The sequence below is a fragment of the Maledivibacter halophilus genome, from assembly GCF_900167445.1.
Taxonomy (GTDB): Bacteria; Bacillota; Clostridia; order Peptostreptococcales; family Caminicellaceae; genus Maledivibacter; species Maledivibacter halophilus.
Genome location: NZ_FUZT01000003.1, coordinates 1 through 14,662, shown reverse-complemented (window position 1 = coordinate 14,662; position 14,662 = coordinate 1). Strand labels below are relative to the sequence as shown.

The following is a 14,662-nucleotide window of genomic DNA, read 5'->3' as shown; positions in this document are numbered from 1 at the left end:
GTGATTTAAGAGGAGGTTTTTTGAGTGATTAAAAGAGCTTTAATAAGCGTTTCAGATAAAACCGGAATTGTAGAATTTGCTAAGAAGCTTAAGGACCTTGGGATAGAAATAATTTCTACAGGTGGAACTGCTAAAAGACTTGAGGAAAGTGGAATAAGTGTAACTAAAGTATCTGATATTACGGGATTTCCAGAATGTTTAGATGGAAGGGTAAAAACACTTCATCCGGTTATCCATGGCGGAATACTTGCAGTAAGAGATAATGAAGATCATATGAAGCAGCTTAAGGAGTTAAATATAGAGCCGATAGATTTATTAGTTATAAACCTTTATCCTTTTAAAGAAACTATTTCTAAGGAAAATGTAGAATTTGACGAAGCCATAGAGAACATAGATATAGGTGGACCAACAATGCTGAGATCTGCAGCTAAAAACTTCAAAGACGTTACAGTTGTAACTGATCCTATGGATTATGATAAAGTAATGAATGAATTAGCCCAAAATAATGAAGTATCCTATGAAACAAAGTATGAATTGGCACTTAAGGTATTTGAACATACATGTCATTATGATACATTAATTTCTACTTATTTAAGAAATCGATTAGAAAATAAGGAATTCCCTGAAAGTTTGACACTTACTTATGAAAAGGTAGGAGATTTAAGATACGGTGAAAATCCCCATCAAAAAGCTGCCTTTTATAAAGAAATAGAAAAAAATGAAGGCTCATTGGTAAATGCTATTAAACTTCATGGTAAAGAGCTTTCCTTTAATAATATTAATGATACCAATGGAGCATTGGAGCTTTTAAAGGAATATGATGAGCCTACAGTTATAGGAGTAAAGCATACCAATGCCTGTGGAGCAGGAAGTGGATATGATATTTATGATGCATATATTAAGGCATATGAATGCGATCCAAAGTCAATATTTGGAGGAATAATTGCTGCCAATAGAAGCATAGACTACAGAACTGCAGAGGAAATAAACAAAATATTCATAGAAATAGTTATAGCTCCAGATTTTGATGAAGATGCCCTTGAAATTTTAAAATCTAAGAAAAATATTAGGCTTTTGAAATTAGAAGATATTCATAAAAAGCAAAGTGAAAATGCCATGAATATTAAGAAAGTGAATGGTGGTATACTTGTTCAAAATGTAGATAGTAAGCTATACAAAGATGAACTTAAGATAGTAACAGAAAGGATACCTACAGATAAGGAAATGGAAGACTTAAAATTTGCTTGGAAGGTGTGCAAGAATATTAAGTCAAATAGTATAGTATTGGCTAAGAATAAGCAAACTGTAGGTATAGGACCAGGACAAGTAAATAGGATTTGGGCTGTGGAAAATTCAATCAGACAAGCAATTATAGAGGTTAAAGGAAGTGTAATGGCTTCAGATGCATACTTTCCCTTTGCAGATTGTGTAGAGGCAGCGGCCAAGGCAGGAATTACAGCAATAATTCAACCAGGGGGCTCAATAAGAGATCAAGAATCAATCGATGCTGCTAATAAATATGGCATAGCAATGGTATTTACAGGTATGAGACATTTTAAGCATTAATAAGCTACTAGCTTAAATGTATAGATGTACACTTATAAAGCTTGATTTACAGTCCTAGCCACTGAGAATCCTTTTGGCTTATGCTATGAATCAGTTTTGTGGCTACTTGAACCTTGCACAATCCTTTTGGAGGTGAAAAAATGAAAGTTCTTGTTGTTGGTAGTGGTGGACGTGAGCATACTTTAGTTTGGAAGATTTCTCAAAGCCCAAGGGTGGATAAGATATACTGTGCACCTGGTAATGCAGGAATAGGTAGTATGGCAGAGCTAGTTAATATAAGGGCTGAAGACATAGAGGTTTTGCTTGGCTTTGCTTTAGAAAAGAATATTGATTTAACTGTAGTTGGTCCGGAAGTACCTTTAGTGGATGGTATTGTTGACAGATTTGAAAAAGAGGGCCTAAGGGTATTTGGTCCAAACAAAAAATGTTCACAGCTTGAAGGCAGTAAAGCCTTTGCAAAGGACTTTATGCTAAGGCATAATATTCCTACGGCAAAGTATAAGGAATATGTCAATGTAGATGAAGCAATAAATGATATAGGGATTTATGGATTTCCAATGGTGATAAAGGCCGATGGACTTGCTGCTGGTAAGGGAGTAATTATTGCTGAAAATGAAGTTCAGGCCCTTGAAGCATTAAATATGATTATGAAGGATAAAAAATTTGGCGATGCTGGAACCAAAGTAGTTATCGAGGAATTTTTAGATGGAATAGAAGCTTCGATACTTTGCTTTGTAGATGGAGAAACTATAGTACCTATGGTTAGTGCCCAAGATTACAAGAAAGCTTTTGATGGAGATAAAGGACCGAATACAGGTGGTATGGGGACATATTCACCAAGTGTAATATATAATGATGATATTAAAGAAAAGGTTGAAAATAGAATATTAAGCTCCTTCACAAAAGGTCTTAAGGATGATGGATTAGACTATAAAGGAATAGTATTTATAGGACTTATGATTAAAGATGGCGAGCCAAAGGTATTAGAGTTCAATACAAGATTTGGCGACCCGGAAACCCAGGTAATACTCTCAAGACTTGAAACAGATTTAGTTGATATTATTGAAAGCATATTAAATGGAAAGCTAAGAAAGCAAGAAATTATTTGGTCGGATAAGAAGGCTGTTTGTATAGTATTAGCTTCACAGGGGTATCCTGGAAAATATGAAAAAGGAAAGGTCATAAAGGGTCTTGAAAGTATAAAGGATGCAGTAGTATTTCATGCAGGAACAAAGTTAATGGATGGAAATATAGTTACAAATGGTGGAAGAGTTCTAGGTGTAGTTGCCACCGGAAAAAATATAAATGAAGCTAGAAATATTGCGTATAAAAATGTTGATAAAATAAAATTTGAAGGAAAACAGTATAGGAAAGATATTGGGAAGATAGCACTTGGTTAAGCCAAGTGTTTTTTTATGCAAAAAATAGAGCTCAGGTTAAACTTAAACTTTATGATATAATTTAAAGGGTAATAAAAAATATAGATTGTTTAACCATATATTTTAAAAACATAATGATGTAAATATAGAAAAAATGAAAACAAAACCATTAAGGATATAGTAAAGTTTAGTCTGTAATCCTCTATAAAAAATCGATTTATAGAGGAAATTGTAATTATCTGACTAATTTAATACTATAAAGGGGGACAGCTTATGCATGATAGAGACTATTACTATGTTAAAATAATTAAACGAGTCCTAGCTTTTACAGTTCTAATTTGTACTATATTAAGTGGAATCCTTATTTACTTTTCCAGTAATTTTTCAGAAAACATGATGCTGCAAATGATGGAAGATAATTTCTTAGATAATTCTAAAATCTACTCTGGAGGAATTTCCGGATATCTTCAAGGAAGATATAATCTACTAAATACTTATGCACAGTATCCTTTAGTTAAAAATATGAATTGGGAAAGAGTCAAAAAATATTTCGAAATGGAAGTGAATTTAACAAATATTAGTAATTTATCAGAGGATGATATGAAATCAATTAAAAGATTCGATAATTTATTTATAGTAGATAGCCAAGGAAATAAGTATAGTACTGATGAGGAAAATATTAATGTGAGGAATGAAGAATATTTTAAAAATACAATGAAGGGTAAAAAATCCATATCTAATATATTTATTTCAGAAAAAAGTGGAGACTTAATGGCTACTATGGCAGTACCGATATGGAATAAGGGAGAAATAGTAGGAGCATTAGGTGGTATTACAAATATAGAAACTTTAAGTAGAATGATAGAAAGATATAAAGTAAAGCATAAGGACTCCTATTCATATATTGTAGATAAAAATGGATATACTATTTGTCATCCCAATAGGAATTTTATTGGTAGTGAAAATATAACTAAGCCATCTAAAAATATAAATGAGGATTTTGTAAAATACGGACTATATATTTTAAATAATGATGGAGGAGATTTAGAGTATGTTTTCAATGGTGTAAGTTCAAATGCATATTTTAGCACGATTTCAAATACAGATAATTGGAAAATAGTAACTATCATACCTAATAAATACATATATGGTCCAATTATAAAAAAGACTAATAAATTATTAATTATTGGAGCTTTAGGAATATTAGTTATTGCAGCAATATCCTTAAAGGGAGGACAATTTATAGCCATACCTATGCTAAAGTGGAATAAAGATTTAGAAAAAAAGAGAAAAAAGTTAGAAGAGGAAATAGAGTATTCAAATTTGAAAACAGAGTTCTTTTCTAATATATCCCATGAATTCAAAACTCCATTAAATATTATTTTTTCTACGACTCAATTGATGAAGTTTAATCTCAAAAAAGAAAATTCAAAGTTTGATATTACAAAATTGAATAACCATGTAGATACCATAAAGCAAAATTGTTATAGACTTTTAAGGCTTATCAATAATATACTTGATCTAACAAAAATAGATTCTGGTTTTATGAAATTGAATTTAGAAAATGGGAATATTGTATCGACTATTGAAGATATAACCTTATCAACTGTAGAATATGTGAAAAGCAAATCCAAGAAAATTGTTTTTGATACGGATGTAGAGGAAAAGATTATGGCCTTTGATTCAGATAAAATAGAAAGGATTATTCTAAATTTAATTTCAAATTCTATTAAATTTACAAAACCAAATGATTCTATAGAAGTAAATATTCATGATAAAGATGAAAAAATTATCATTTCCATAAAGGATACTGGAATAGGTATTCCAAAGGAGAAACAAAAAGAAATCTTTGAACGATTTACACAGGTTGATTCATGTTTAACTAGAAAAACTGAAGGAAGTGGAATTGGTTTAAGTTTAGTAAAGGCCTTTGTAGAAATGCATGATGGTAAGATTTCTTTAAAAAGTGAATATGGAAAGGGAACAGAATTTATTATAGAACTACCAGTTAAATTGGTTTCATGGGAAAATGGTGAAGGAGAAGGGAAAAAATCTAATGGTAAGCGGAATGTGGAAATGATGGATATTGAGTTTTCTGATATATATTCTTAGTAATTTGCAAAAAATCATATAGAGATAAATTAAATATTTATATAGTATGTGGATTGAAAGGAATCCATAGAAGAGAACCCTTTGTAGGTTCTTTTTTTTTGCAAAGATAAAAAATAATTCAGAAAATTGTAATAAAAAGAAGGATATTTAAAAAAATTGTAGAATAATATCAATAAACACAATAACAAAACAGTGTTCCGATATTGTGAATAATAATACGGAGGTAAAAATGGAAAAGTCTAGAAAGAGCAATGAAATTAATTCAATAAAAAGAGCTATTAAAATACTTAATCTTTATAAAGGCGATATAAAATATTTAGGAATAACTGATATAAGCAAAGCTATAAATCTTCACAAAACTACTGTTCATAGAATAGTAAAAACTTTAGAAAGTGAAGGATGGCTTGTTCAGAATAAACATAGTGAAAAATATAGATTGGGATTTAAGATTCTAAATATTGCAAGTGAAATAAGGAATCAATATGATTTTAAAGAAATTATTTTAGAAGAAATGGAATCTTTATGTAATCAGGTTGACGAAACTGTAATGCTTTCTGTATATACAAAAAATGGAGGTATATGTTTGGAAAAGGTAGAAACAAAGGCAGTAATAAAACTTACATCCCAGCCTGGAAGAAATATACCCCTCCATTGTGGTGCAACAGGGAAAATTCTATTGGCATATGCACCAGAGGAAGATGTCAATCAGCTAATTAAGAATGGGTTAAAGAAATATACAGAAAATACTGTAACCGATGGAGAAGTATTGATAAAACAATTAAAGGATATTAAGAGGAAAGGATATGTAATCAGCAAAGCTGAAAATGATGATGGTGCCTTGGGAATAGGAGCTCCAATATTTGATGATAAAAAGAACTTATTATATGGATTAAGCATTGCAGGACCTATTGAAAGGGTCGAAACGAAAGGGGTTGATTTACTTCTAAAAAAAGTTATAGACAGCGCAGAAAATATTTCTAAGAAAATATATTTACTTAGGTGAGGAAATTGTATAATTCTAATTTTACTAGGTTATTAACTTGCTATGGTGAAGCAATCTTAAAACTTAGTTTATACATACTATAAATATCCATACTTTTGCAATTTTTTGATGTATAAATTTACTTTTGAATTTGTTTCACTTAAGGCAAGAAAAAATAAAGTAAGGAGGACATCATAAATGAAAAAGGCAGATTTGGTAATCAAAAATGGTCTAGTATTTACAAATGGAGGATTAGTGAAGGGAGGGATAGCTGTCTATGAAGGTAAAATTGCTGCAATATGTGAGGATAGGTTTTTACCAGAGGGAGAAAAAATAATTGATGCAAAGGATAAAATTGTTCTACCAGGAGGTATCGACCCCCATGTGCATTTTAGAGATCCCGGTAGATCTGATAGGGAGACATTTAAAACGGGAACAATGGCAGCAGCTGCTGGAGGAGTTACAACTGTACTTGAGCATCCCATATCAAAGCCACCACAATATTCACCAGAAATATTAAAAAACAGAATCAAAGTTGCAAAGCCCCAGGCATTAGTGGATTTTGCATTTTTTGGTGCTGCTGGAGCAGAATTTCCAGAGGAAATTTCTAAGATAGCCAAGGAAGGAATAATAGCATATAAGACATTTCTCCATGAAGCTCCAGAGGGTAGAGATGAAGAATTTATTGGATTGACAATGGCAAATGATGGGGAAATACTTGATGGATTTAAGGAAGTGGCAAAAACAGGACTTATATGTGCTGTACATTCAGAAAACAATGATATCATTCAAAGAAAGATTAAAGAGCTTAGAGATAAAGGCAGAACAGATTTTATGGCTCATGCAGAGTCACGTCCCCCAATCAGTGAGTTTGAAACAGTTTCAAAACTCATTCAATTTGCAAAGGAAACCGGGGCTAAAATTGAATTTGTACATATTTCCACGCCAGAAGCTATGGAAATGGTAAAAAAAGCAAAATATGAAGGACAAGAATTATATCTTGAAACATGTCCCCATTATTTATTCCTTACAGAGGACAAAATTAGAGAATTAGGACCCTTCGCAAAATGTAATCCACCCCTAAGAAATAAAGAAATTGTTGATAAACTATGGGATTATATTAATGATGGTAGCGTTGACTTTATTGGAAGTGATCATGGACCATTTTTACTTTCAGAAAAAGAAAAGGGACTTGAGGATATTTTTGCATCTCCAGCTGGTTTTCCTGGTATAGATTTAAGGCTTCCACTAATGCTAAATGCAGTTAATGAAGGAAGGATAACATTAAAAAGAGTTGTAGAGCTTATTTCTGAAAACCCTGCAAAAATATTTAATATTTATCCTAGAAAAGGAGTCATTGAAGTTGGTTCAGATGCAGATTTTGTAATTGTAGATATGAATAAAGAGTTTACAGTGTCAAGGGATAAGATGTATTCTAAGGCTAAGGATATTGCAAGGGTATACGAAGGATGGAAACTTAAGGGTATGCCAGAACATACAATTGTTAGAGGCAGAGTTATTATGGAGAATACAGAAGTGGATGAAGGAGCAGAAGGATGGGGAGAATTGATAAAGCCTATTATATAAAGAAACAAATTTAAAGGTCAATTTATACATGGAAAGATGGCAAGAGTATCGATAGTTTTAAGATGTGTAAATTAAACCTTAAGGTGGTTTATCATTAAATATTGATTGTATTAAAAATAATTGGGGAGGAAATGAACATATGTTGGATTATATTCCTAAAAATTTAAAATTGTATTGGTTATTTTTTATAATACTTTGTATGCTGCCTATGGCTTTTGCCCTTATTGGCGAAAAAAGAGCAAAGGAAAGGAAAAGACAAATTGAAATAAAAGAAAAATAGGAAGGAGAGGAAAACGTTATGATCTATAGTTTGATGATGCTTCTATATCTTATAATAATTCTTTTAGCAGGAATATTTGTTTCTAAATATGTGAAAAATGCAGATGATTGGGCAGTTGCAGGACGAAGCTTGGGAATTATACCAAGTACAGGCACTTATTTTGCCACCATCGTCAGCACCGTATCGGTTATGGGGTATTTAGGATATTATTATCAGCTGGGATGGGGCGGCTGGTGGAATTGGGCAGGAACTGCAATTTCTACCATAATATTTGCAGGGTGGTTTGCTGCAAGGCTAAGAAGATTTGGAAAGGTGACTTTACCGGATTTTCTAGAAGAAAGATATGGAAAAATTCATAGTGGTATTGCTGCAGTATTAATTTTGTTTTCAACATTATTATTTACTTGTGCACAATTGGTGGGATCCAGCGTTTTAGTAAATGTTGCAACTGGAATACCTGTTAATACTGCAATAATAATTATAGGGGTAGTATTTATTATATTCACAATAACAGGAGGCATGATTTCTGTAGCCTGGACAGATACTATATCAACAGTTTTAATATTAATAGGTGTATTTATACTAACCTTTGTATCCTTAGGAAAAGTTGGAGGTTTTAAAGAGCTCCATTTAACATTGGCACAAATTGAGCCAGAAGCCTTGGATCCATTTGCAGGAGGGGCAATGACCTGGGGGTTAGCTATATCATGGTGTATCACATGGGGAATTGGAAACTTTGGAGTGCCTCAAATTATGACCAGATTTTATTCTTGCAAAGATGAACATGTTGCTAGAATGAGTCAAGGATGGACAGGATTTACTTTACTTTTATTTTATGTACCTACTATGTTAATAGGATTATCAGGTAAAATATTATTTCCAGGTATCACCAACCCAGATGCAGTTGCTCCTATAATGGTAAAAGAGCTTTTATCTCCTGTTTTAGGAGGAATAGTTTTAGCATCAATTCTTGCAGCTTCAGTATCAACAGCTGATTCTGTATTGCTATTGTCAGGGACTACAGCGGTTAGGGATATATATCAAAAGTTCATAAACCCTAATAATACTGACTCAAAGAAGATATTAAAGATATCAAGATATGCTACTTTAATAATAGGGATATTAGCTATTATTTCAACTATGTTTATGACTTCAACTGTTATGTGGATACAGGCAAATATGGTGGGAATATTGGGTTCTATGCTTGCAATGACTGTAATAATAGGGTTTGCATGGAAGAGATCTAATGCTCAAGGTGGATTAGCAGGTATGATTGTTGGTATAGTTACTGCAATAATATGGTATGCATTGCAAAAGCCCTTTGGATGGTTTCCCATACTGCCTTCTATATTTACTTCAACCTTGGCAAATATATTAGTAAGTTTAGCTACACCACCTCCTAATAAAGAGATTATAAATAGGTTTTTTGACGATCAACAATATCAGGAAAATGGCATAGCATAAACAAAACACAACAACTTTATTATATATTAAGTAGCTTTAAATATCAATTTAAAGCTACTTGATTTTCATTGATTATCATAAATTTAAGTAACTATTATGAAATGAGGTTGAATTATGAATATAAATCTGACAAGACTTAAATCGAATATTTTAAAAATTGGAGAAATTGGAAGAAAAAAAGGGGAGGGTATAACAAGGCTCGCCTTCAGCGATGTATATTATAAAGCTTCTGATGTTTTTAAAGATTTAATGAAGGATGCTGGATTGAAAGTAAAAACAGATAGATTGGGAAATGTATTTGGTAAAAGAGAAGGAAAAAATAATGATTTGCCATCAATAATGATAGGCTCCCATATGGATACTGTTAAAAATGGAGGTCTTTTTGATGGGAATTTAGGTGTGAATGCTGCTTTGGAATGTATTTATGTATTAGAGGAAAATAATATAAAGACAAAGCATCCAATAGAAATAGTATCTTTTAATGCAGAGGAAGGTAGTGAAATGGGAGGGACCTTTGGCAGTAGAGTAATGGTTGGCCTTCAGGATCCCTTAGAGAATGGATTAGCTGACAAATTGAAAAAATATGGACTAACCTTGGATGATGTGAAAAGCTCCATTAGAAATACCAGTGAAATTAAAGCATTTTTAGAGCTGCATATAGAACAGGGAGGAGATTTGTTTAGTAAGGATATTCCAATTGGTATTGTTAAAGGTATTGCCGGAATAACTAGATATAGAATAAGTGCTTTAGGAGAGGCAAATCATGCAGGAACAACGCCTATGAATTTGAGAAAGGATGCAATGATGGGGGCATCTAAGCTTATGGTTGAGATAGAGAAAATAGCAAAGAGTATGGGAGCTCCTTTTGTAGCTACAATAGGAGTAACTGATGTGTTTCCTGGGGCAGTTAATATTATTCCCGGTAGGGTAGAATTAATACTTGAAATGAGGGACTTAAATCAAGAAAGAATAGAAAAGGCTGTAAATAAAATAAAAAAATCAGCACAATCAATAGGGGAAGTGGACTTTAAATTTGAATTATTAATAAATAAGCCTCCTGTTAAGACAAGTAGAAGAATAGTTCAGTGTATTGAAGAGGCTTGTATAGATAAAAATATTCCCTATCAAATTATGGCCAGTGGCGCAGGCCATGATGCTAAAGCTATAGCTAATAAAGTTCCAACGGGAATGATATTTGTACCAAGTAAGGATGGGAAAAGCCACTGTCCCGATGAATGGACAGACTGGGAAGATATAAAAAAAGGGACTGAGATATTGTTAGATACAATAATTAGATTAGATCGAATATTGTAGGTAGTGATAGTATAGGAAAAAATTTACATAATAGACCTATTTTATATATCAAAATTATTGAAGGCAATCTTATAATTCCCATAATAAACTTAGGGGAGATGAGAAATTTGGATATATTGGTTAGAAGCAAATATTTGATCACTGACCCTTCTTTAAAAGAAGCTGGTATCATTAATAATGGTGGAATTTATATTTCAGAGGGAAGGATAGCTGAAGTAGGGGATTTTGATTCTTTAAAAATGAAATATCCTAATGTAGAAATCAAAGGGAATGGAAAACAGCTGGCTATACCTGGAATAATTGATGGTCATAGTCATGGGCAAGGGCTTTCATATATACAAAGAGGTGTATTGTACGATTTTTTGGAAAATTCTTTAATTGATTGGGCATTTGCTCCAGATATAGATCCAGAACTCAACACTATGCTAAATGCTGTTCGTCATATTAAAAACGGCTGTACCACAATACATCATAATGATTGGGGAAATGCCTTGGATTCAAAGGCAATGGAAAAGGCAGAAAAAAAGATTAGAGGATATAAAAAAGTGGGAGCAAGAATAGCATATTCTCCTGGGGTACGAAATATGAATACCCTAGCCTATGATGATATTGAGTTTTTTAAAACTCTTCCTTCTGATTTGCAAGATTTTGCAAGGCCAATGGTATTTTATGATAAGTCTGCTGCTATAGAGGAATATATGGAGCTTTTTGAAAGGCTTTACCATAAATACAATAATAATAATACGAGAATTATTTTTGGTCCTAGCTGGGTTCAGGGTTCAACCGATGAGTTTTTAATTAGGGTAAAGGAAAAGGCCGATAAATTAGGAAAGCTTCCTATACATATACATACCCTACAAACTCCAATACAAAAAGCCTTTGGAATAAGAAAGTATAGGAAATCTTTACTTGCCCATTTAGATGATATTGGATTAGTGGATGAGAATTTAGTATTGGGGCATGCAGTTTATTTAAATGAAACTGATATTGAGCTTTTGGCTTTCCATAAGGCATCGACAACCCATCACCCAAGCTGTAACTTAGCTGTAAGAAATGGGATTTCTCCTGTTTACTATCTCAACAAAGCTGGAGTAAATGTATCCTTGGGGATTGATGGAAAGGGAATAAATGATGATGAAGATTGTATTATGGAGCTTAGGATGATTTATTACCTTCATAGAACCTCTGGATTTGATCTCGATAGTACTCCTCCATTGAATTCCTTTGATGTTTTAAAGATGGGAACTATTAATGCTGCTAGAGTTTGTGGATTTGATGGAGAATTGGGGTCTATTAAGCCAGGAATGAAGGCAGATATTGTTTTAATTGATTTAAACAAAATAATGGATGATCCATGGCAGTCACCTAATTTAAATATTGCAGATATATTTATACATCGCTGTAAGGGAAGCTATGTTAATACGGTTATTATTGGTGGAGAAATAATTATGGAAAATAGAAAAATTGTTACAATAGATGTTGAACTATTATATAAGGAAGTAAGAAAACAAATAAGCAAGGGATTAAGTAAAAAGCAAGTAAGATATGCCCAAAGGCTTCAGGAGATAAAGCCATATTTACAAAAGTGGTATAAAAACTGGACTGATTTAGAATATAAATCATTTTATATAATGAATAGCATAAAGTAATTCTAGAGTTATAAAGGGAGGAATATAAAGTGAAGATAATGATTATAAACCCCAACAGTGATATAGAAATGACTAAAGCCATAGAAAAGACAGCTGAAAACTATGCTAAAGGAGAGTTTAAAATAATATGTAAGCCTACTATGGGAGGACCTAGGTTTATTGCAAGGTATGAAGACCATATTATGTCCGCTACTGGTATGATAAAGTTGGTCAAAGAGAATGAAGAAAAGGTTGATGGATTTATTATAGCATGTCATTCTGATCCAAATCTTGATCTTATTAAGGAAATTACAAGAAAACCAGTTGTGGGAATAGCTGAGGCATCGATGAAAATTGCTTCGATGCTTGGACATAAGTTTTCAGTAATTTCTCCAATAGAACATTCAATTCCCAATAAGGAGGCTCTGGTAAGAAAATATCATCTCCAGGATATGCTGGCATCAGTTAGAGCTCCAAAATCTAAAGATAATGAATGGTCTGAAGAAGAAAGCCTAACTAAAGCGGCTGAGCTGGCAGTAAAGGAAGATAAAGCTGAGGTTATAGTACTTGGCTGTGCTGGGATGACAGGATTAGATAGAATTATACAAAAAAATCTTTCTGTACCAGTATTAGATGGTGTAACTTGTGCTCTAATTATTTTAACTGGATTAATTAAATATGGAGTTTCAACTAGCAAAGTTAGAAGATACAATCCTGAGTTTTAAAATTTTTAGAGAACTACTATATATTATGAAATTGTTCCAAATTGGAATTATGCAATTATCTCAATTAAAAGTATAGAAAAAGCAAATACAAAAATTTAAGTAAAACTATTAATAGGTTTTGCTATATACATTGTATGTTGAGGCTTTTTCCTATGCTTTTTATTTTTTATAGAAAAAACAAAAAAATTTTTTGTAAAAAAAGAAGGGATTTTGTAAAATAAGTAGAATATATTTAATAAAGAGAAAAGATATTTAACAATAGTAAAATATCTAAAGTGGAACATATAAGTTGAAGGAGGAATGGTGTTGTTGACAAAAAGAGTTAAAAATATGAAACCTTCAGCAACAGTAGAACTTACAGCTAAGGTTTTAGACCTTAAAAGACAAGGTGTAGATGTAATTGCATTAAATGTTGGAGAACCTGATTTTAACACTCCTGAAAACGTTTGCCGAATAGGCAAAAAAGCTATTGATGAAGGGTTTACCAAATATACTACTGTTTCAGGAACAGTTGAATTAAGGGAAGCAATATGTAAAAAGCTATTAGAGGATAACAAAATTAAGTATAGTCCAAAGGAAATAATAGTATCTACTGGAGGCAAGCAAGTATTAATCAATGCAGTATTGGCTCTTTGTGAAGAAGGAGATGAGGTATTATTACCAACCCCTTGTTGGGTAAGCTATATCGAAATGATTAAGCTTGCAGGCAGCAAACCGGTTTTGATTAAAACCGAAGAAGAGGATGAATTTCAGTTAAATATCCAAAAAATTAAAGAAGCTATCACAGATAAAACTAAGGCCATTATAATTAATACACCTAATAATCCAACTGGGGCGGTTTATACAGAAGAAACCCTTAGGGAATTAGGTCAGTTAGCAGTAAAGCATGATTTTTATATTATTTCCGATGAGATATATGAAAAGCTTGTATATGATGGCTGTAAACATATATCCATAGCTTCCTTTTCATCTGAGATTAAGGAAAAGACCATAGTTGTCAATGGATTTTCTAAAGCTTATGCCATGACAGGATGGAGGCTTGGATATGGTGCAGGGCCTGCTGAAGTTATAAAGGGAATGACTTCTTTACAAGGGCATATGACAACCAGTGCCAATTCTATATCACAAATGGCAGCAGTAGAAGCATTGGAGGGTCCTAAAGAATCCATAGATTATATGAGAACTCAATATGACAAAAGAAGGAAATATCTCTTGGATAGATTGAATAAAATGAAAGATATAAGATGTAGTCAAGCTAGAGGTGCCTTTTATCTAATGCCTAATATTTCAAGCCTATTTGGAAAGAGTTACAAGGGAGAAATAATTAAAGATTCAAAGGATGTGGCAAATTTCTTACTTGATAAGGCCCATATAGCAGTAGTTCCTGGTGAGGCTTTTGAGGCTCCAGAAAATGTAAGAATATCATATTCAAATTCACTTGAAAAGATAAAAGAAGCCATGGATAGGATGGAAAAAGCTTTATCTATATTAAAATAATATAAAGTTTTCAATAAAAAATTTTAATTGGAGGTATAGAAATGAAAAATAGGAGATTAGTTATGATTCCAGGACCAACACCAGTTGTAAGGTCTATTCAGGATCAAATGGGAAGGGAAACCGTAGCC

Annotated in this window: 11 protein-coding genes; all 11 read left to right on the top strand. The window is 32.4% G+C overall.

Annotated elements, in window-relative coordinates; genetic code table 11:
* Positions 1-24: 24 nt before the first annotated feature.
* A complete protein-coding gene (purH, locus tag B5X81_RS06125) occupies positions 25-1,566 on the top strand; it encodes a bifunctional phosphoribosylaminoimidazolecarboxamide formyltransferase/IMP cyclohydrolase (protein WP_079490222.1) in 1,542 nt (513 codons plus the stop codon).
* A 140-nt stretch (positions 1,567-1,706) separates the two neighbouring features.
* On the top strand, positions 1,707-2,966 hold the full coding sequence (gene purD, locus B5X81_RS06120; RefSeq protein WP_079490219.1) for a phosphoribosylamine--glycine ligase: 1,260 nt from the start codon (positions 1,707-1,709) through the stop codon (positions 2,964-2,966).
* A gap of 252 nt (positions 2,967-3,218) precedes the next feature.
* On the top strand, positions 3,219-5,057 hold the full coding sequence (locus B5X81_RS06115) for a sensor histidine kinase (RefSeq protein WP_079490217.1): 1,839 nt from the start codon (positions 3,219-3,221) through the stop codon (positions 5,055-5,057).
* A gap of 229 nt (positions 5,058-5,286) precedes the next feature.
* Positions 5,287-6,060, top strand: a complete 774-nt coding sequence (locus B5X81_RS06110) for an IclR family transcriptional regulator (RefSeq protein ID WP_079490214.1) — start codon at positions 5,287-5,289, stop codon at positions 6,058-6,060.
* A 177-nt stretch (positions 6,061-6,237) separates the two neighbouring features.
* Positions 6,238-7,626: an allantoinase AllB gene (gene allB, locus B5X81_RS06105; RefSeq protein WP_079490213.1), complete on the top strand. Its 1,389-nt coding sequence runs from the start codon at positions 6,238-6,240 to the stop codon at positions 7,624-7,626.
* A 139-nt stretch (positions 7,627-7,765) separates the two neighbouring features.
* Positions 7,766-7,906 carry a hypothetical protein gene (locus B5X81_RS27295; RefSeq protein ID WP_170917300.1) on the top strand — a complete coding sequence of 47 codons (141 nt, stop codon included), beginning with the start codon at positions 7,766-7,768 and terminating at the stop codon, positions 7,904-7,906.
* 18 nt (positions 7,907-7,924) lie between these two features.
* Positions 7,925-9,370: a sodium:solute symporter family protein gene (locus B5X81_RS06100; protein WP_079490211.1), complete on the top strand. Its 1,446-nt coding sequence runs from the start codon at positions 7,925-7,927 to the stop codon at positions 9,368-9,370.
* A 114-nt stretch (positions 9,371-9,484) separates the two neighbouring features.
* Positions 9,485-10,684, top strand: a complete 1,200-nt coding sequence (locus B5X81_RS06095) for a Zn-dependent hydrolase (RefSeq protein ID WP_079490210.1) — start codon at positions 9,485-9,487, stop codon at positions 10,682-10,684.
* A gap of 107 nt (positions 10,685-10,791) precedes the next feature.
* Complete coding sequence (locus B5X81_RS06090; RefSeq protein WP_170917299.1) at positions 10,792-12,333, top strand: amidohydrolase family protein; 1,542 nt, start codon at positions 10,792-10,794, stop codon at positions 12,331-12,333.
* 38 nt (positions 12,334-12,371) lie between these two features.
* Positions 12,372-13,037, top strand: a complete 666-nt coding sequence (locus B5X81_RS06085) for an aspartate/glutamate racemase family protein (protein ID WP_244282028.1) — start codon at positions 12,372-12,374, stop codon at positions 13,035-13,037.
* A 306-nt stretch (positions 13,038-13,343) separates the two neighbouring features.
* Positions 13,344-14,534: a pyridoxal phosphate-dependent aminotransferase gene (locus B5X81_RS06080; protein ID WP_330397340.1), complete on the top strand. Its 1,191-nt coding sequence runs from the start codon at positions 13,344-13,346 to the stop codon at positions 14,532-14,534.
* The last annotated feature ends 128 nt before the right edge of the window (positions 14,535-14,662 follow it).